The sequence below is a fragment of the Candidatus Culexmicrobium sp. genome (assembly GCF_058356305.1).
On the sequence record NZ_JBTVBB010000033.1, the window covers coordinates 1 to 19758 of the forward strand.

A 19758-nucleotide genomic window follows, 5' to 3' on the forward strand; every position below is an offset into this window, starting at 1 on the left:
AGTCATAATGGATTTGAGAGTATAAGATATAAACGGAAAAGAAAGCGCAAATGTGGATATCTATTGAAAATTATAAAGAAAATGAAGGAAGGTGAAGAATAGATTAGTTAATTTGAAATAATGTTATGAGATGCCCGAGCTAATCTAAGCCTAGACCAGCATTAGCGTCTATGAGACTTAACCCATACCTTCACAGCCAGCCTCGCGACCGGCCATTAGGTATTAGGCTACTCTCATATGACACTATTGCTAGTCTAAGCATACCCTTAGCCCGGGTATCTAATATATTAACAGAAGTTTTATTTAAATGTTTCTCCTTAGAATTATTGGATAATATTTTAAAAGATTAAATTATGATTAAACATAATATTGTAATATTTAAGAGTTAACCTTAGAATTGAATTACCGTTGGTGAATATATGAAGGCCGTAAATAGATTTATTAGAGATATTAATTTTATTTATGAAAAAATCTGTGAAAACGAATTTGAAAATATTATTAGTTCAATAAGTCTTCTTAAGAACAAATTAATTAAATTGTACAGAAATGGTCTAGTGAAAATTAATCACTCAGTTATGGAGCTTGTTGTAGCTAAACAATTGTTATTGAAGGGATATAATGTTGATGTTGAGCGTAGATTAGAAAATGGCTTGACTTGTGATATTTATGGAGTAAAGGGTGATGGAGTAATTATAGTTGAAGTTGAAACTGGATTTGTTCCTCCCCAGCATGCCCTGGATCCGACAACTTACATTAGAGCTAGAATTGCAAGTAAAATTGCTAGATACAGCAGTTACGCTGAAAAGTTTTCTCTAGCCTTTCCACTATTTTATCTACCACAAATTCCTAGAATCTACCTAATTCCACCGAGATTTAGAGTTGAAGAAGAACTTGCTAAGATAAAACGATTATGTGACTATTACTATAAAAATCCACCAGTAACTATTGAAGAAATTCGAAATGCTAGATTACATACAATATTTATTGTAAACATGGATTCAGCAATTGCATGTGAAGTTGACCCTGAAATTTACTTTGAAATTTATAGGATATTTTTAGATAAGCTTTACTCTAAAGGTATTGGCTTAGAAAATTCCAGTAAAATATGAAGACAGCTATAGCTACAAGAGTTGATAGAGGCAAGGCGGATTGAAGCCACTTAAAAACAAAATAAGTTACATAGAAGGTTAAGGTAAAGGCTAAGCCTGCCGAGATAATAGCTTTAGATTTAGATTTTATTTTCAACTTTCTTGGCCCAAGAAGTTGTATTAAGCCTTTAATTTCCTGATATACTTTTCTTGCATTAGAATGCTCTTTAAATTTAAAGGTATAAGTTGAACCATTAGTTAAAATTATTTTTAATTCAACTTTACTTTTTAGATTTTTTCTCTCTAATTTTATGTCATATATTTCATCTACTTTTACTACTACGCTATCAATCAACTTGTAGAGATAGGGGTCATGAATGAATATTCGGCTCCCTATAATTTCAGCTTTGTAGCCTTTATTCTTATACATTATTTCATAGGTTTTCGGGTCTATGAAGGATATTTTTCCTTCATCTCGTCTAATTATAACTATATTCTCTGGGTCCTCAATTATTTCTCCATAAGAAATTTTTAAGTGATATTTTGCATAGATATCACTAAATTTTTCTCCTTTCCATAAGTCTGAGAATGCATTATACAGACGATCAGCATCACTTTCAAACAATTCAAATTTCTTTTTCTTAGTAGTGTAGATCACGTCATTTAGTTTTTCAGTCCAATATACTTCTATAAAATTCTTATCAATTCTTTCAACACGCTTTATATTTCTGATTGGAATAACCTTTTCTGGCACTCTTAATTCTCTAATACTTCTAAAAGACTTAAATGTTAGACTTGTTTGAATGAATTTTGTAATAGGGTTAAATGCTTCTTCTACAGTAAATATTTTTAGCTCATTAGGTGTTAATTCAAGTACATATTCTTTACCCCAGAATTCAAGACTATAATTTTCTTGAGTTGAGGTCATCTCAATATTTATTTAAGTAGACAAATATTTTAATTTATTCTAAAAGGATTTGTATAAAATTAATAAATAATCAACATAATTATTAGATTGTACATTTTTCTTAACATAAAAATTAAAATTAGGTATTTATAGTGGATGGTGAGAGTAGTATTGGAGGAGTTTTATTAAATGCTCTTTAGATGTGGAATTTGTGGTCTAAGTAAAGAAGTTGAGAATTTTCTGTTAGAGATTATATTGAGACAAGATGGTATTTTTCTGTCATTAATTTGTCCAAGATGTGGGTCGAATAGTATAGTGAAGATAGAGGAGGAAGAACAAGTATTTGAAATTATTATGTCTTGGATTGGATCAAGAGAAATTTTTATGAGAGAAATGGTTGGTGATGAATTTTTCAGATTGCCAAGAAAAATTTAAAGATTATATGAAGGCAATTATCAAAGTTACAGTTTATCACAAAATAATTTAATTAATAAATAATAATGATATAATGTTGAAGAAAATGGAATTATATGTAGTCAAGGCAGATGGATCCAAACAGCCATTTGATAAGAGAAAGATAATGCGAACATGCATTAAACTAGGTGTAAACCTAAATTTAGCTAAAAAGATTGCCAGTATAATAGAGAAGGAGGCCTATGATGGAATAACTACAAAGGAGATCCTAGAAAGAATTTATAGAGAACTAGGAAAGCATGATCCAATATTCAAGTTTCAAATGGACTTAAGGAAGTCATTAAGCTTATTAAAACCAAAACCAGATTTCGAACGATATGTAAGGATAATATTATCCGAAATAGGATTCAAAGTAATGCCAGGGCAAATAATAAGAGGGAAATGTGTTGACCATGAAATAGATGCAATAGCATTCAAAAATGACAAGATATATATTGTTGAAGTTAAACACCATTATAATCATCATGCTCTGACAGGGTTAGATGCGGTTAGAATTTTGTGGGCTGTCTATGACGATGCTAAAGAAGGATATAAGTTAAGATTACATGACATGAACATAAATGGTGCCATAATAGTTTCAAACACAAAATTTTCACATCATGCAATCAAATATGCGGATTGTAAGGGTATTGATTATCTCGGCTGGAAAACACCTGTAGAAAGAGGTATTGAGAGAATAATTGAAGATAAGAAGCTATATCCAGTAACGTATCTTAAAGGGTTGAGTGGAAAGATTATGGATGAAATGACTGCTAATAATATAATTACACTAAAAGAATTAATCCAACATTCACCAACAGAAATTCAAGAAATAATTTCAATTACGAGAAAAGAAGCAGTAGACATTATCAATAAAGCTAGAGCAATAATTGAGAGGAAAATTCCATTAAATTACTCGTAATGCTATTTTAGTAATTAATTTCAAGGCTTTTCTTCTAGCTTCTCTAACAGTTTTAGCTTTACTGATAATGTCATGTTCTCTATTGTCACTTATATAGAGAAGAGCATAACTTTCAAAATCTAATTTATCTGAATAATAATGGAAAGTTGATAGCTCTAATTCTACAGCAAGAATACTGTCATCTTTCTCGAAGAGTATGTGAATATGATCAATATTGTGGAGAACGCATGGAACAGACAACACCTTACCTTCAACATAATTCATCCCCACCTCATCTAAAACGTTTTTTAGCTTAGATAAAGTAACTCTTCTAGGTTTAATTATCCTCTTAGATTTATCTTCAATTAAAACTGGTCCAGCTTGCTCTATTATCTCAACTGGCAAAATTATCGATCCAATTGGAAGATACTTTCCACCTACTGATCCAATAAAAAATATTTTCTCTACGTTTCCATCCTTAAGCAAGTATAATAATTCCATGATCATAGAAGCTCCATAAACATTAAAGGTTAACAAATATTCTTTCCCTCTATTAGTTGCATATACATATTTAATCCAATAACCTCTAATTCTACTCCAAGAATCAAAATATCTCCGAATCCACTCCTTACGCTGAGGAAAGTAGGAGCCAGCATAAATAATACATCGACTGGGCAGAATACTTCTTTCAAATACAGCTTTACTTAACTTACCCAACTATAAGCCTCCAAAATAAGTAAAAGAAACTTGTAGATTATAAGCTTAATAGTAAATTGAAATTATTCTTCAATTAATTCTTTAACTTCTTCTTCTCCAGCTTCTAATTCAGCAACTTGTTCTTGATCTAATTTTTTAAGTAATGCGAGAAATTCACCTACATGTGTTTTTTCTTCTTTAGCTATCTCTTCAAAAACCTTTCTGTATTTTTCATCATTTATCGATCTAGCGAATTGCCGATATAGGTTTATTGCATCAAGTTCAGCTATAATGGCAAATCTCAATGCTTCAACTAATTCTTCCTTAGTAAACTTTCTATTGACAGCTAATTCTAATGGATTTTTAGACAACATGTAATTCAACCTCCATTAAACGATTTTCACTAGGTTATTAATTAAAGTTTGCTTTAACATATTTAATTTAAATAGATAGTTAACAATAGAATGGATTAGGCTGTGATAAATTGGAAAAAATAATTGAGTTTTCAAATAAAATAAAGAGGCTGGAAATTAGGGGAGCAAGAAATATTGCCATAGCAGCAATAAAGGTTTTGAATGAATGGGCTAGGAAGACTAAAGCTAAGACTAAAGGAAACTTTATAGAAGAACTATTGAGGGCTAAAGATATCTTGTTCGCTTCGAGGGAGACCGAGCCATTTATGAGAAATGCCATCAGATGGATAATACACAGAGTTGAATCAAGTGAGAAGGACAAGGTAGAGGAATTAGTTAAAATCATATCCTTATCGTCAAAGCAATTCCTAGAAATGTTAAGTAAATCTAAGGAGACTATTGCTGAAATTGGTTCTAGGAGAATTAAAGATGGCTCTATAATTCTCACTCACTGTCACTCCTCAACTGTAACGTATATGTTGAGGAAGGCTAAAAGAGAGGGAAAGAGATTTGAAGTTATTTGCACGGAGACTAGACCTAGATTTCAAGGGAGGATAACTGTGAGAGAATTATTGGAGGCTGGAATTAAGACTACATTAATTGTTGATTCAGCTGTAAGATTTTTTATGAATGACGTTGACTTTGTAATGGTTGGTGCTGATGCAATTACATCTGAAGGAAATGTCATAAATAAAATTGGTACTAGTATGATTGCATTAGCGGCAGCTGAAGCTAGGACACCCTTCTACGTAGTTACTGAGCTTTTAAAGTTTTCACCCTTAACAATGTATGGTGACTATGAGAAAATTGAAGAAAGAGATCCCAATGAAGTATGGGATAATCCTCCAGAAGGATTGATTATTAGAAATCCAGCCTTCGATGTAACTAGAAGAGATTTCATACATGGAATTATATGTGAAGAAGGAATAATCTCTCCCCACTCAATTATCGAGGTAGTGAAAAGGAGATATCCATGGGTTTTTGAGGAATATCGAGCTCCGAATTCTATTTAGCCCATTCTTCAATTGCCAATCTTAATTCCTTGTGAGCCTTAGCATATTCAATGAGTGGAACGCCTTTTAAAACTGCATCTACTGCTTGTCTCATGGCCTTGGCTCCAGCAATTGTACCTAAAACATGTCCATGGATTCCACCGCCAGCTTGAATAATAACATCATTTCCAAAGTATTTCATTATCTCGGGAACTAGGACTGGATGCAAACCTCCTGAGGCTACTGGAAAAACAGGTTTTAAGCCATGAAGATTCTCCTTTAGGGCTTTTATATTTTCTAATACATCTTCTCTTGATTCATACATTTTACCTACAATAGTTCCTACGTGAAGTTGGTCTACACCAATTATTCTAGAAATTTTAGCAATAACTTTCATTGAAATGCCATGCTTTGGATTTCTAGTAAAGGCGGCATGTCCAGCTCTATGTGCATGAATTATTAAATCTAAATCAGTTTCCCTTAGAGTTTGAAGTGCAGCAAAACCACATGTTAGGATATCAATCATTATGGCTTCGCCGCCATGCTCCTTAACAAATTTAGCTCTCTTAAGCATCTCCATCGTTTCAGCTGTTACATTGGCCAGGTATACCTTTCTTTCACCGGTCTCATTTTCAGCTTTATCTTTTGCCTTCAAAGTTTCAATAACACGATTCTCAAACCTATTAAAGCTTTGACTACTTAGATTTTCATCATCCTTTACTATGTCACATCCTCCAAGCCATGCTTTATAAGCAACTTCGGCGTGATCATGGGTCTTTAAACCTATTTTTGGTTTGATTATCGTACCTATAAGTGGTCGGTCTTTAACTTTCAATATTTCACGTACTCCATGTATTCCAAATTTAGGTCCCAGGAAGCTTCTAATAATTTTAGAGGGAAACTTAAAGTCAAGTAATTTTAAATTTTTAATTCCCTTTAATCCAAATATATTCCCCGCAATACTACTTAGTATATTTGGCATGTTGCCTTCTTCAAATAAATTTACTGGGTAAGCAATATGAATAATGTTGCCATTTATTTTGAAAACCTTTGCAGCTAAGTCTTTAACATATGATTTTAAGGTGGAAATTTCAGTCCATGTACCAATTGAACTTTCAGCGGCAATTCCGCCTGCAATTTCAGTAATGGGTAATTCATCTGTCTCGACATAATAGGTACAGATTAATTCATCCTTATTGGGAGTATAATTTAGGTCCACAAAATCTAAATATCTCAAAATATCTAACCTCAATAACAAGATTATATAAGTAGTATTAATGGATTATTCCGAAAAAGTTATGACTTAAAATTAAAATAATACTTAGCATACCTAGCTAAAGAATGTTAGAAGGATTAACTATGAAGTTTAAAGTTAAACTATTACATATTGAAGCTGGAGGAAGACTAATAGTCGTATTAAATAATGAGGATGCAAAATCCTTGGGAATCCATGCAGTAGATAGGGTTGAAATAAAATTTAGACATAAAAGTTTAGTTGCAATCACTAATATATCCACAGTCTTTCCAGAGGGTTATATTGGATTATATCAAGAGGTATGTCAGCAATTAGAAGTTAAAGATGGAGAAGAAGTAGATGTAAAAGCTGCACCTAGACCATTATCAACAAGATATATACACGCCAAAATTCATGGTAAAAGATTACTTGAGCATGAAATTAAAACAATAATTAGAGATGTTGTTGAGAGACGTATAAGCGACATTGAACTTTCAGCCTTCATTACAGCCCTATACATACATGGTTTGAGCATGAATGAAAAAGAAGCATTAACCAAAGCCATGGTCGAAACAGGTAAAACATTAAGCATTAGAAAAAGGCCAATATTAGATAAGCATAGTATAGGTGGAATACCAGGGGATAAGACTACCATTGTATTAGTTCCAATAGTAGCAGCTGCAGGCTATACTATACCTAAAACATCATCTAGAGCCATAACATCACCAGCAGGTACAGCTGATAGGATGGAAGTATTATGCCCAGTAGACTTATCCCTGGATGAAATAGAAAAAGTAGTCAATAAGGTTAATGCATGTATAGTTTGGGGAGGAGCATTAGACTTAGCACCAGCAGACGACATTTTCATCCAAGTGGAGTATCCACTGGCAATAGACCCCCTACTCCTACCATCAATTATAAGTAAAAAGAAGGCCATGGGAGCAGACTATGTGGTAATAGATATCCCAACAGGTAGAGGAGCAAAAATAAAAACTATCGGCGAAGCCCATGAACTAGCTAAAGAATTCATCGAATTGGGAAAAAGACTCAATATGAACATTCAATGTGCAATAACCTTTGGAGAACAACCATTAGGCTATGCTATCGGACCAGCATTAGAAGCTAGAGAAGCACTACTAACATTAATGGGAAAAGGTTCAGAAGACTTAGAAGAAAAGGCAGTAAACCTTGCGGGAATACTATTTGAAATGGTAGAAGAGAAATATGGAAAAAGAAAGGCGAGAGAAATACTAAAAAAGGGCTTAGCTGAGAGAAAACTTAGAGAAATAATTGAAGCTCAAGGAGGAAATCCAACAATAAAAATAGAAGACATACCTATTGGAAGTGAAAAAGCAGTAATAACAGCTGCAAAAAAAGGAAGAATAGTTTGGATAAATAATAGAGATATAGCACATATAGCGAGAGTAGTAGGAGCACCTAAAGATAAAGGAGCAGGAATACTATTAAATGTAAAACTTGGCGACTTTGTGAGGAAAGGGGATAAACTATTCACCATCTATGCTGAAAGATTAACGAAACTTGAGGAAGCAATAAAGCTAACTGAACAATTAGATGTCATTGGAATAAGTAAAGACATTAGAGACCTTATGCTAATAGAGAGAATACCAACAAGGAAAATACATGAAAAAACATTCATACTCGAAAGATGAGACAAAATAAAATTATCTAATTTCATAAATGTTTAGGCCGAAGTCTAAGAGCCTCTTAAAATGCTCAATATTTTTCGTTAACAATGGAATCTTATTCGAAATCGCTGTTGCACCTATGAGTAAATCTCTATCATCTATTAAGACCCCTTGCTTTTTGAGTTCCCGCCAAACTTCTGTTGCCTTTACTAAAACATTATTGTCAATAGGAAGAATAGTGAATAAATCTTCCAGTATATGTTTAACTTCAATATAATCACGTCTCCCCCGGATAAATTCATATAATGATATAATTGAAATGTACAAGTCACCCTCCGGAAGGTCACTTAAACCTTTTTCAATGTCAATTAATACATCAGTGTCTAGAAGTATTTTCATTTAAGCTCAACCTCAACTTTACTTCTTCAAAGTCGAAGTCTCGTTTATCCTTCGATTTACGTAGCTTGGTTACTGCTTCATTGGCACGTCGTTTATATGCTTCTAGGGCTATTTTCCTTAGAAAATCATCCCAAGACATCTTGCCTCTAAGACGATTTAACAGCCTTTTTGTCTCACGCTTTATAGTTATAGTTGTTGACATCTTAATTACCAATTAAAAATTGTGAATTTTAAATTTAAGTTTTACTGGGATCCAACCCGATATAATTATTAGCACATCAAGCCAAGTTTTATTGGTGATTACATGAGTTTACGGAAAGGTGAAGTTAACATTGCAATTCATATTCCACCTGAAGGCAAAGATTTTGAAGAAATGAAAACTTTATGTTTAACTGCTGAGAAGCTTAAATTTGACTTATTTACAATAACAGATCACTTCATGAACATGGCTAACCCAAAAGGAAAAGAAAATCATCCTCTAGAATGCTGGACTACATTAGCTGGATTAGCTGCAGTCACCAACAAGATTCTACTCGCACCATTAGTCTCATGTGCACATTATCATCACCCAACAGTATTAGCTAAAATGGCAACGACAGTAGATATTATTTCAAATGGAAGATTAATCTTTGGTATTGGAGCTGGATGGCATCGGGAAGAGTTTCTAGGCTTTTTAGGTAGATTTCCATCAGTTAAGGAGAGATTAGATGGATTAGAAGACGCGGTAATAATATGTAGAAGTATGTTTGAAAATGAATATACTACTTACAAAGGGAAGGTTTATAGTGCAGATAATACTTTAAATTTTCCAAGGCCAGTTAGAGGTTACATTCCCATAATGATTGGAGGGAGTGGAGAGAAGAGAACACTTAAGATAGCTGCTAAGCATGCAGATATAATTCATATAGCGGGCTTCCCATTAATACAAGAACTAGAACATAAAATAAATGTAATTAAGAAGCATTGTAGAAGTGTTAAAAGAAACTTCAATGAGATAATCCTAGCTACAGGAATGAGTATAGTGCTAGATGATTCAAAGGAGAAAATTATGAAGTATTCAGAGAGAATTGCTAAGAGAAAGGGGATTCCAATAGAAGAAGCAACAAAAGTTGCATTAAACTATGTAGGTGCTGAGAATATAATTAAAACTATCAAGAAATATCATGAAAAGGGTGTTGATCTATTCACAATTCCAAGACTAACCATAGAAGAAATGGAAATATTTGCAGGAGAGATTCTACCAAAGATAAAAAATGAAAATTTACTTTGATTTGAACTATCACATCTATACATGGCATAAAGAGATTTACCTTTAATCCTGTCTTACACAGGTAGGGATTTGTATTTTATACGCTCCAGTTGAAGAAAGCGTGAAAAAAGCATTAGCATTAAAGATAAGAATAGAAATATAAGCCCAGCAAAGATCTTGTCATATTCTACAACTCTTTCAATTTCAAGTGTTAATGGTATACTTGAAGTTATATTATTTGAGGCTGTTATTTTAATCGTGTAAATGCCTCTTTTTGGTAGATCAACATAAAAATATAATGGCGTTGAACCATTTACATGGGTTATAATTCCCTTTGCATCACTTAAAATTTGCACAGTTATATCTATATTATCAGATTCACCGATGGTAAACTTGACATTGGTTGGAAAAGCTATAATTAAATATGTTGATGTAGGAAAGCTGAGAGAATACCTCATGGGTGAAGGTCCCATGCTTACATTTAAAAATGAAGTTAGAAGTATAGTTAACCCAACAACTGCCAAATTTTTGCTTAATTGTCTCATCATTTTGTCAACTCCATGATCTTTACAAAGTAAATAAATGCAATAACCATCATGCCAAATGAATATGTCAACAAAAGACCTATCATAAGTTCTATTGGTGGTGCATTAGCAAGGAGAAAATGTGGTAAACCATAACCAGGGAGTATGCTGGCGCCAATGCCTTTAATTTCAAAAAGCTTATTAAAAATGAAAATTGGCAACTTATTGGGCATGTAATAGTTGATTTCAGAAAAAACCGGTGTCAATACCTGTGAAACATACGAAAAAATAATTGCAATAATTGTAGAAGCTATTGTCTTTTTGATTAACAGTGCAACTAAAGTTGCCAAACTAAAATAAAAAACTAATGATATAAACGATAAAATAAAAACTATTAAAATTGGTTTAGCCAGATGAAATGGTACAAAATAAAGATTAAGTATCAAAGCTACACCTACCGAGATAGAGACAATCATCGAGGATACCAGTATTATTACCACAGACTTTGACAGAAAAATCAAAGTTCTTGACAAAGGGAGCGAAAACAATGTTTGAAGCATCTCCTTTTCATAATCTCTAGCGAAGGATAACGCCGAAACAGCTGAACATACGATAATTGCAAAACTTAAAGCAGCATGAAAAGTACTGGTAGTTTTAGCTAATAATACTGCCTGAATAGCCATATTTACATCTTCATGTGGTAGTATTCCAACCAGATATGAGTCGGATATCAAGCAATATAAAAGGAGAATAGCAAGTGAAATTTCGAGAATTAAAGATGACCAAACACTTTTGAATTCTGCTTTAATAATTTCGGCTTCAAGAAATTTCATACTTCACGCTCTCCCTAAATAATAATTCCAATTCTGATTCTAGGAGAATCACATCTTTAAGTGATACATTTAATTCAACTGCCAATAATGTCAGATCTCTTATAAAGTTAGATCGATTTGATACAATAACTATTAAATGATCATCTTGAGATATAATTTTCTCTACGGAACTTAGTCTTTTTAATGCTAAAGCTAATGGTTTTAAAGGATCTGCCTTAATTTTAAATAGAAAGAATTTTAAATCCTTAATTAATTCGCTTAAAAATCCATCTTTAATTACTCTTCCTTTATCTATCAGTATAACATAGTTACAAATTTTTTGAAGCTCTGGTAAAATATGACTTGAAATGAAAAAGTTTATTCCCTCATCTCTATGTAATGACCTTATAATCTCTAGAAATTTCATTCTACCCAGCGGATCTAAATTTGAAGTTGGTTCATCCAGTATCACAAGTTCCGGGAAACCTATTAATGCTTGTGCTAATCCTAATCTCTGCTTCATACCTGCAGAATACCCTTTAATTTCCCTATACCAAGCTCTTTCATCAAGCTCCACGAGATTCAATATTTTGATGACGTCTTTTCGCGGGTTTGGAATACGTTTTATTTTAGCGATTAAAGTCAAGTAATCAAAACCGTTCATAAAATCATAAAAGGCGATTCTTTCATGCAAAAAACCTATTTGCTTTCTAATTTTAATTGATTCTTTCCAACAGTCAAAACCAAAAATCTTTGCACAGCCTGAATCAGCCTTAATTAAACCAAGCAGAATTTTGATAGTGGTAGTTTTACCAGCACCATTCGGACCAATAAAACCGACAATGCCTCTGGGAACCTTAAAAGAAAGGCCATTAAGGGCCAAAGTAGAATTAAAAGTCTTAGTTAAATTTTTAACCTCGATAAGATGATTCATTTAGCTATTTCCCCCTTTTTAACAAGATGATATATGAAGCTACGAATACAATAATAAAAACTAATATAAAAAATGTTAATATTTGTTGTAGAGAGAGATTTAAAGAATAAGTATTTGAAGGAACTAATTTAAAATTAAGATTTTTTGAATACTCTTTGAGTCTCCATTCACCTCCCCAAATGTGCTTTATTCCAACTTTTAACAGTAATGGATCGCTTATAACTCCACTAAAATGAACAAGAAAAACGTTTTCTAAATCATAAGCTAAGTTCATGGGCATTACTTTATTGCCATCTTTAATATGGTGAGCTAAAATTGAAATTGCTTCTATACGGTAATTACTTATTGCTGTAGGAAATTTTCCAATTTTGATGACTTCACCAAATATCTTTCAATTTAAACATGAAGTTATATAAACAATCTTTTTTCCACGGAAGATTGAAGAGTCAATAAAGAATATTGTTGGAATACTTTCAATTAGAATTCTCCCATTAAAGTAGGATGCATTATCGTCAACTTGTTTAATCATAGAATCCATAACCACATGTACATATATTCGATAAAAAGAGTTAAATTTAATTATTGTCACATTGAAGTCTACCCTATTCACAAAGATTTTGGTGCCATTAATAAATTCAATTTTGAAGACGTAATCCTTTCGGGGGAGAAAACCAATATATCTAAAATAAAAGACCTCATAAGTTCCATAGTAATATAAAGCAAGGATGTTAGATGATAAAAAGAAAAAAGAATAAAATTGAATAACGTCTTCGAGGGCATCATTATTTACCTATCCCAGCTGACTAATAAGTATAATGATATCCGCCCTTATATGGCGGATCAGTCCAAGCATATGCTCTTGCACTCCATCCTATGAAAGTTGCCGTATTATAAAACCAAGCATCCATATAAGCTTCTGCTTTATCAGTATCAAGTCTAACATAAGCACTATTAGTTCCCGAAATTATTGGGAAAACAGAACCGCGTTCAGCTTCCACTGAGGAATCATCAACGTCAATTTCATAAGTAATGTCGCTATAGTATACGTCATTCTCTGCTAGACACCACCAACCTACACCGGATTCTTTTTGAAGGTTATATATATGTCCAGCAAGCACTACTGGTGTCAATGAGAAGAATGTGAGAAGTTCAACTGTAATAGCAATATATAAGGCTTTTTTAAGGATCTTCTTGTTAATCATATTAATCCCCATTAAAATTCGTAAAAGTTATATATATTCTGAAAGAAAATATTAAAAATAAATTAAAATACCAATTTATAAGGAAATTTCAAGTCCAACATCTGTTTATAAATTCATAAAAATATAAAAATATTTAAAATAATTAACTTCATATAATTAACTTGAGTGCTAGTTTTTCATAGAATTTAGCAGTGGTATATAATGAATCTATTATAATATATTCGTTGGGACCGTGAACATTTCCTCCTAATGGTCCAAAGTCTATACACTTGACACCTAAGGGTGCAAAGTATCTTGAGTCTGAAGCTCCAGCTCCCTCTACTGTTTTCGACTTAACTCTGAGTTCCCTGAGAATATCAAGAGAATATCTTACAATGTCTTCATTTTTATCAGTATATAGATAGCCTATTCCACCACGCATTGTAACTTCGGCTTCAGGAATATTTTCAAGTATTGAATTCTTAATTGGAGCTAAATCTTCAAGGTTGACTGTCATAGCTCTAACATCTATAACCAATTTATGGAAGCCATTTTCTTCTACATAAATGTTGGGTGTAATTGAGACCCCATAATCACTATACTTCTCAGGCTTAACTGGAGATCTAACAATTGGAATTATAGTTCTAATTAGACTGGTTAAACCATCATCAACTATGAACTCTTCACCATCACCCTCCTCAACAACTTCCATTTCAATCCAGCTTGGAATAACATTTGATTTAATAAAGCCACCATTGATAGATGCTACTTTAACATTTGGATGATATAGGAGATATTCTGAAGCAGCAATAAATGGATGGGTATCAACTCCGGGCATAAAGTAGGCTGCATGTCTAGTCTCATAAACTGGAGTTCTAATCTCAAACCTCTTCTTAATCAATTTACCCTTAACCTTAATTTTTCTACTTGGAACCCTGACTTCAACTTTAAAGCTACATCTCCTTCTAATTATAACCATCATTCCATGACCATCACAATTAACCATGTAATCTGGCTTTAAATTAGATTCAACAAGCCTATCCCTAATCACCTTAGCACCTCTTCTACCTCCAATTTCCTCATCGCCAGTAAATGCGAAAATCACAGTTCCATGAAGGCTAAGCTTGGCTAGATTGCTTAGCATAGCCATTATAGCTGCAACATTACCTTTATCATCAACTGAACCTCTACCATAACCCCTACCATTATCAATAGTTAATCTGAATGGAGGATAACTCCACTGGGAAACATCAACTGGAACAGTGTCAAAATGCGCCATAAAAAGTATTATTGGTCTTCCATCTCCAATTTTTCCAAAAACTGAATAGTAACCATCAACTTCTATTATCTCGCTTTTAACACCAATTTCTGAAAGTTTCTCTCGAATATATTTTGGAGCTTCAATGCTGGGCTTAATATTCTCACTTGGATTATTAACAGATCTTATTTCAACTAACCCCTCAAGAACTTTTAATGGATCTAAGCGCATAATTCCACCTAATATAATTTAAGTTGAATAAGCCTAAAATGCTATTGGTGAACTAAATGAAATTAAAGGTATTAGAGTTAGCGAAAAGAAGGAGAAGCATAAGAGCATTTAAAAGAACACCAGTTGAAATTGAAGATATAGTTGAAGTCCTAGAAGTTGCCAGACAAGCACCATCAGGAGCAAATAGGCAGCCATGGAGATTCCTAGTAGTAACAAAAAACGAGTTAAAGAGGAAGATTAGAGAGATATGTGAGAAAGCTGACAAAGAGTTTCATGAAAGAGCACCAGAATGGATGAAGAAATGGTTGATGGAGAAGGGAATTACATGGCATAAACCATTCCTAGAAAATGCCCCAGCACTAATACTAGTTTTTGGAAAGTCAGATGAACCATATTGGATTGGAAGTGTATGGATCGCAGTAGGATATATGCTACTAGCACTAGAGGAAAAGGGGCTGGCAACACTAACATACACACCATCAAAGACGAGAGAAATAAATAGACTATTAAACATACCAGATAAATTCATTCTACTAACAATTCTACCAATTGGATTACCAGATGAAAAGTTGGAGGAAAAGAAGAGATTACCACTAAGTGAAATAGCATACATAAACGAGTGGGGACACAGTATTAAATAAATTAACCTCCAAAAATCAATTATGATAAATCAATGTAATCATGTCAACCTTTATATTCCCATTATAACAATAACTAAGATAGTTATGAAAAATAGAGGAAACAAATTAATCCTCATACTATTATTACTTATCCCGATAATACTCCAAGCTAAAGTTAATGCTAATATATATGCTAATTCGCCAGTAATAATCAAGGCAACAGAGTATGATGTAAGTAAATTCAATGTAATAGTTAGAGTAAATAAAAATAATACATTAAGTGTAAGAGAGGAGATTAAAATTAGATTTTTAAATCCAGAATTAAACATATTCACCCGAACTATTTATATTGAGGGATTTGAAGACTTAAAATTTAACGACATATCATCTCCAGACACAAGGATCAAAAAATGTGAAGAACATTCAACCATAAATCTAAAGGAAGTATATATCTATCATGAAAGAGAGCCTAAGCAAATCTATGCGACATTCATAATAAAATATACAGTCTACAGGGCATTGAAGATTGAAGATGAGGATAAGAATAAGTTAACTTGGCCTGTAGTTGGTGAAGGCTGGAATGTTCCATTCAAAAACATAAATGTCACAATAATTATTCCAGGAATACTTGACATATCAATGATAAATTGTAGTCCAAGGCCATACAGAATAGATTATGACAAAAATTTAACTAAAATCATCTTTCTAAAAAACTTTCTAAGTTCAAAGGATAGCTTCTATGTAACCATCATATTTCCAAAGATCACTGAGAAGGGCAGGGAATATTTCATATTTAGGGACCAACCAATAGAATCTTCATTAATGATACTATTATTTACAACTTTAGTCATGCTTGGATTATATTATTTTAAGGGTAGAATACCAAATGTAGAGTTAATTGAGGGGTTAGGATTTACAAGTAGGCCGCCATCAAAACTTAAGCCAGCAGAAGCATCATACATATTCAACAATAGATTTCATCCAGGACAAATATTAGCTACACTACTTGATTTAGCTAGAGATGAAGACATAGTATTAGAATATGATGGCTTCAACCTTAACTTCATTGAAACAGTTGAAGGCAAAATATATTCAAAAGTTAAAGTGACACTAAAAGAATATGAAAAACAACTTATAGACCTAGTCTATGATAGTGGAAATTCCTACAACTTATTCACTAGAGATTGGAGAAAAGTAAAGAGAATTGGAGGAATTGTAGAAAAGGAACTTGTGGAACAGGGCTACTTTAGCATTGGACCATCAAAATTAAGAAAAACATTTCTAATCACAGGGTTAACCATAAGTTTCTTTGGAGCATTAATGATTACACTTGCAGGTATACCTGGATTTCATGAAAACTTAATGAAAATTGCGAGAAAATTCCTCGGATTATTCCTAGGAATGATGCTTTCGGGCATGGTTATAGCAATTATTGGATATGGAAAATTCACAAGTTATACTGAGAAAGGTGCAAGAGAACTAATGTTATGGAGAAGTCATCTCCAGTATATATTAAATCTAGCAGAAAGTGAGTCATCACAATCTATACCAGAAAGAAGCTTTGAAGATAACATTATCTATCTAATAGCATTGGCACCCCACTTATTCTATAATTGGGCTAAGAAGATGAAGGGCAAGGCGAAGTATACACCCAAATGGATTAGAATGAAGGGTATTGAATCCAAAAAATTAAGGGATGAATATGAAGCCTTCATAAATATTTTAGGAGTAATAATTAAAGATTTCATTGAACCATTGGTACAATTAAGATACTTGAAATGGACACCATTCAGCTATTAATATCAAATTAAATTCCTATATTAAAGCAATAATATGAAAAATAGAATATTAGTTAATATAATTTCCTAAAATCATTATTAATGGTGATTAAAATGAATTCAACGACGAACATTAGTGGAGTGGAATTAAAGATAGGAACTGTAATTCTTATAGGAATTATAGGTGGAATTATAATTTTAGTTTCAACAATCATGAATTTAGTATATATAATTCAAGCTCTAGGCTTTACATCAGTATTCGAGAAGATTAGTTTATCATCAGAATTAAGGGTTTCAATTCCATTATATGCAACCATGGCTAGCTTATCAATTCTACTACTGTTAATAGCGATAATATTGTTGAGGAGAGGATATTCGAGGCCATTCATAGTTAAATTGCCAGTAGAGCAGATATTTATTTACACTTCAATAATTGGCTCAGTTTTAATTGGAGTTGCAGGTGGAATTTCATTTAAAATTCCACAGGAACGTGAAATCAGGTATTTAACTCCACTTGAAATATCTTTAACAGCTATTTTCTCTGCTATAACTGCAGTTGTAACTGGAGTTGTTGGTTCAGCTTTCCCATCACCCACAGGAGGATATACTCATATTGGAGACGCCATAACATTTATTGCATCGCTACTTTTTGGGGCTAAAGTTGGATTTCTAAGCGCTGCAATCGGATCTACAATCGCAGACTTAATGGTGGGTTATCCAAGATGGTTTGTAACTGTTGTGGCTCATGGAGTTGAGGGATTAATAGCAGGGTTCGGGAAAAAGAGGAACATTGTTGTCCAGGCAATATTATGTGGGATAGGTGGATTCTTCATGGCTTTAACCTACTTCTACGTAAACATTTTCATTAAGGGATATCCAGTTGCAGTAATCTCATTCTACAGGGATTTATTTGGACAAGTAGGGTTGTCACTTATAATTGCAATGATACTAATAAAGCCAATTGAAAGAATTGTTGAGAAAATAATAAAAGTTTAATAATAGCCTATTAGAACTTCACTAAATCACCTAACTTTATGATATCGATTCCTCTCAATGTATAAGTCGATTTTACTTTGACTCTCAATTACAAATTCAACTGGCTGCTTAACTCCATGTGATAATATGTAGAATTTATTCGACTCTAAGTATGGATCCTCAGGAATTAATGGGACAGTAACCTCTGAAATATAACCTTTCTGTATGAGATATAGTATTCCACTCCTACTGACAACTTCAACTTTACTCAATCCCCTATAAGTTTGATACATCCCTGTAAGCAAGTCCATCTTCCTCTGTATTCTAAAGAAGGGTACATCTTCTTCAGGATTCTTACCCATTAAAACTGCGAAAACAGCTTGAGCAAAGGCTGCATATGGGAATCCCGCAATATTAGATGCCATTGCAATACCCATCTTATACTCTGGTAGAAATGCTAGGTAGGCAGTTGAAACTAGAATTGAGCCCCCATGGCAGACAAGCTTTGTTCCAAAGAAATCCTCCATTACACCCCAGCCATAACCATATCCATACTTTCCATAATAGGTTCTTGGGCGCTCAACATGTATTTTCTGCATTTCTTCAACTAAATCTGAGCTTAAAAGCTCTAAGCCGTCAAATTTTCCTTTATTTATGTTCATTGAAAGATAATTTGTTAACTCCATTACTGAACTTATTAATCCTCCAGCTGCAGCTAAAAATGAAAATTCAGGGTTAACTTTAACTTCTGGATAGGGAAAGTCTGTAGCTATAAATTTCCCATCCTTATCTCTTCTGTAAGGCGTTATTCTATCCGGATCCTTCTTAAACTTCTCTTTAGAAAAAGTTGATCTCTCCATTTTTAATGGCTTCAATATGTTCTTTTCAATATATTCATGGAAGGGCATTCCACTAACATTCTGGATTATATGGCCGAGCATTCTATAGCCTGCATTTAAGTAGAAGAACCTTCTTCCAGGTTCATCGACAATTTCATCTTGAGCAGCATTAACATGCCTATAGAAGTCATCAATACTACTAAATGGAATTCCAACATCAATTCCAATACCTCTCAGCAAGGCAATTGTTGAAGTACCAAGTGAAGGAATCCCTGATGAATGTGTTAATAAGTGATGTATTCTAATTGGCTTACCTGGAAGCCCGATTTTTAGAGGGATGTATTTGCTTGCAGGATCATCAAGACTAAGCTTTCCATTCTCCACTAATTGGAGAATTCCAAGTGCCACAAAGGACTTTGTAATTGAACCTACACCATAAAGGGTGTTAGGTGTTGCCGGTAAATTTAATTCAACATTTCTAGCTCCAAAGCCTTCAGCATAAAGCAATTCTCCATCCCTTACAATAGCAATGCTAAAGCCTGGAATCTTATACTTACTCATCCACTTAGGGACAGTCTTCTCGATAAATTCCCTCAGTTCCATCTCAACATTCATAGTCAACACCAAA

The 19758-nt window shown here is 33.1% G+C and carries 21 protein-coding genes; 9 read left to right on the forward strand and 12 right to left on the reverse strand.

Annotated elements, in window-relative coordinates:
• The first annotated feature begins 419 nt into the window (after positions 1 to 419).
• Complete coding sequence (locus tag ACW8TM_RS09750; protein ID WP_491533099.1) at positions 420 to 1109, forward strand: hypothetical protein; 690 nt, start codon at positions 420 to 422, stop codon at positions 1107 to 1109.
• Here the strand turns inward: ACW8TM_RS09750 and ACW8TM_RS09755 are convergent.
• The gene (locus tag ACW8TM_RS09755) at positions 1072 to 2016 is read right to left on the reverse strand and encodes a PH domain-containing protein (protein WP_491533100.1); all 945 of its coding nucleotides are present in this window, start codon (positions 2014 to 2016) and stop codon (positions 1072 to 1074) included. The genes ACW8TM_RS09750 and ACW8TM_RS09755 overlap by 38 nt on opposite strands.
• 168 nt (positions 2017 to 2184) lie before the next feature.
• On the opposite strand from ACW8TM_RS09755, the gene ACW8TM_RS09760 reads away from it, so the two are divergent.
• Positions 2185 to 2430, forward strand: a complete 246-nt coding sequence (locus ACW8TM_RS09760) for a hypothetical protein (protein WP_491533101.1) — start codon at positions 2185 to 2187, stop codon at positions 2428 to 2430.
• 73 nt (positions 2431 to 2503) lie between these two features.
• The gene (locus ACW8TM_RS09765; protein ID WP_491533102.1) at positions 2504 to 3370 is read left to right on the forward strand and encodes an ATP cone domain-containing protein; all 867 of its coding nucleotides are present in this window, start codon (positions 2504 to 2506) and stop codon (positions 3368 to 3370) included.
• On the opposite strand, the gene ACW8TM_RS09770 is transcribed toward ACW8TM_RS09765, so the two are convergent.
• Both ACW8TM_RS09770 and ACW8TM_RS09775 read right to left on the reverse strand, forming a co-directional pair.
• Positions 3356 to 4066 carry a phosphorylase family protein gene (locus ACW8TM_RS09770; protein WP_491533103.1) on the reverse strand — a complete coding sequence of 237 codons (711 nt, stop codon included), beginning with the start codon at positions 4064 to 4066 and terminating at the stop codon, positions 3356 to 3358. The genes ACW8TM_RS09765 and ACW8TM_RS09770 overlap by 15 nt on opposite strands.
• 62 nt (positions 4067 to 4128) lie before the next feature.
• Complete coding sequence (locus ACW8TM_RS09775; protein ID WP_491533104.1) at positions 4129 to 4419, reverse strand: ferritin family protein; 291 nt, start codon at positions 4417 to 4419, stop codon at positions 4129 to 4131.
• Positions 4420 to 4529: 110 nt separating this feature from the next.
• On the opposite strand from ACW8TM_RS09775, the gene ACW8TM_RS09780 reads away from it, so the two are divergent.
• Positions 4530 to 5471, forward strand: a complete 942-nt coding sequence (locus tag ACW8TM_RS09780) for an eIF2B alpha/beta/delta subunit family protein (RefSeq protein ID WP_491533105.1) — start codon at positions 4530 to 4532, stop codon at positions 5469 to 5471.
• Here the strand turns inward: ACW8TM_RS09780 and rbcL are convergent.
• Complete coding sequence (gene rbcL, locus ACW8TM_RS09785) at positions 5464 to 6687, reverse strand: type III ribulose-bisphosphate carboxylase (RefSeq protein WP_491533106.1); 1224 nt, start codon at positions 6685 to 6687, stop codon at positions 5464 to 5466. The genes ACW8TM_RS09780 and rbcL overlap by 8 nt on opposite strands.
• 122 nt (positions 6688 to 6809) lie before the next feature.
• Between rbcL and ACW8TM_RS09790 the strand changes: the two genes are divergently transcribed.
• Positions 6810 to 8354, forward strand: coding sequence for an AMP phosphorylase (locus tag ACW8TM_RS09790; protein ID WP_491533107.1), 1545 nt, complete (start codon positions 6810 to 6812; stop codon positions 8352 to 8354).
• A gap of 12 nt (positions 8355 to 8366) precedes the next feature.
• Here ACW8TM_RS09790 and ACW8TM_RS09795 read toward each other — a convergent pair whose 3' ends face one another.
• Entirely contained in the window at positions 8367 to 8729 is a 363-nt protein-coding gene (locus tag ACW8TM_RS09795; protein WP_491533108.1) for a type II toxin-antitoxin system VapC family toxin, read from the reverse strand.
• Positions 8707 to 8931: a hypothetical protein gene (locus ACW8TM_RS09800; protein ID WP_491533109.1), complete on the reverse strand. Its 225-nt coding sequence runs from the start codon at positions 8929 to 8931 to the stop codon at positions 8707 to 8709. Before ACW8TM_RS09800 ends, ACW8TM_RS09795 begins: the two co-directional genes overlap by 23 nt.
• A gap of 102 nt (positions 8932 to 9033) precedes the next feature.
• Between ACW8TM_RS09800 and ACW8TM_RS09805 the strand changes: the two genes are divergently transcribed.
• Positions 9034 to 9999, forward strand: a complete 966-nt coding sequence (locus tag ACW8TM_RS09805; protein WP_491533110.1) for an LLM class flavin-dependent oxidoreductase — start codon at positions 9034 to 9036, stop codon at positions 9997 to 9999.
• A gap of 53 nt (positions 10000 to 10052) precedes the next feature.
• Here the strand turns inward: ACW8TM_RS09805 and ACW8TM_RS09810 are convergent, their stop codons facing one another.
• The 5 genes from ACW8TM_RS09810 to ACW8TM_RS09830 all read right to left on the reverse strand — a co-directional run bounded on the left by ACW8TM_RS09810 (position 10053) and on the right by ACW8TM_RS09830 (position 14918).
• Positions 10053 to 10526 carry a hypothetical protein gene (locus tag ACW8TM_RS09810; RefSeq protein WP_491533111.1) on the reverse strand — a complete coding sequence of 158 codons (474 nt, stop codon included), beginning with the start codon at positions 10524 to 10526 and terminating at the stop codon, positions 10053 to 10055.
• Complete coding sequence (locus ACW8TM_RS09815) at positions 10523 to 11335, reverse strand: ABC transporter permease (protein WP_491533112.1); 813 nt, start codon at positions 11333 to 11335, stop codon at positions 10523 to 10525. Before ACW8TM_RS09815 ends, ACW8TM_RS09810 begins: the two co-directional genes overlap by 4 nt.
• Positions 11322 to 12248 carry an ABC transporter ATP-binding protein gene (locus ACW8TM_RS09820; RefSeq protein WP_491533113.1) on the reverse strand — a complete coding sequence of 309 codons (927 nt, stop codon included), beginning with the start codon at positions 12246 to 12248 and terminating at the stop codon, positions 11322 to 11324. Before ACW8TM_RS09820 ends, ACW8TM_RS09815 begins: the two co-directional genes overlap by 14 nt.
• A gap of 803 nt (positions 12249 to 13051) precedes the next feature.
• On the reverse strand, positions 13052 to 13450 hold the full coding sequence (locus ACW8TM_RS09825) for a hypothetical protein (RefSeq protein WP_491533114.1): 399 nt from the start codon (positions 13448 to 13450) through the stop codon (positions 13052 to 13054).
• A gap of 148 nt (positions 13451 to 13598) precedes the next feature.
• On the reverse strand, positions 13599 to 14918 hold the full coding sequence (locus tag ACW8TM_RS09830; protein WP_491533115.1) for a M20/M25/M40 family metallo-hydrolase: 1320 nt from the start codon (positions 14916 to 14918) through the stop codon (positions 13599 to 13601).
• Between the two features lie 56 nt (positions 14919 to 14974).
• On the opposite strand from ACW8TM_RS09830, the gene ACW8TM_RS09835 reads away from it, so the two are divergent.
• The 3 genes from ACW8TM_RS09835 (at position 14975) to ACW8TM_RS09845 (ending at position 18312) form a co-directional block, all read left to right on the forward strand.
• The gene (locus ACW8TM_RS09835; RefSeq protein ID WP_491533116.1) at positions 14975 to 15559 is read left to right on the forward strand and encodes a nitroreductase family protein; all 585 of its coding nucleotides are present in this window, start codon (positions 14975 to 14977) and stop codon (positions 15557 to 15559) included.
• Positions 15560 to 15643: 84 nt separating this feature from the next.
• On the forward strand, positions 15644 to 17338 hold the full coding sequence (locus ACW8TM_RS09840) for a DUF2207 domain-containing protein (RefSeq protein WP_491533117.1): 1695 nt from the start codon (positions 15644 to 15646) through the stop codon (positions 17336 to 17338).
• A 92-nt stretch (positions 17339 to 17430) separates the two neighbouring features.
• Positions 17431 to 18312: an ECF transporter S component gene (locus ACW8TM_RS09845; RefSeq protein WP_491533118.1), complete on the forward strand. Its 882-nt coding sequence runs from the start codon at positions 17431 to 17433 to the stop codon at positions 18310 to 18312.
• Between the two features lie 26 nt (positions 18313 to 18338).
• Here the strand turns inward: ACW8TM_RS09845 and ACW8TM_RS09850 are convergent, their stop codons facing one another.
• Positions 18339 to 19745, reverse strand: coding sequence for a serine hydrolase domain-containing protein (locus ACW8TM_RS09850; protein WP_491533119.1), 1407 nt, complete (start codon positions 19743 to 19745; stop codon positions 18339 to 18341).
• Positions 19746 to 19758 lie beyond the last annotated feature (13 nt).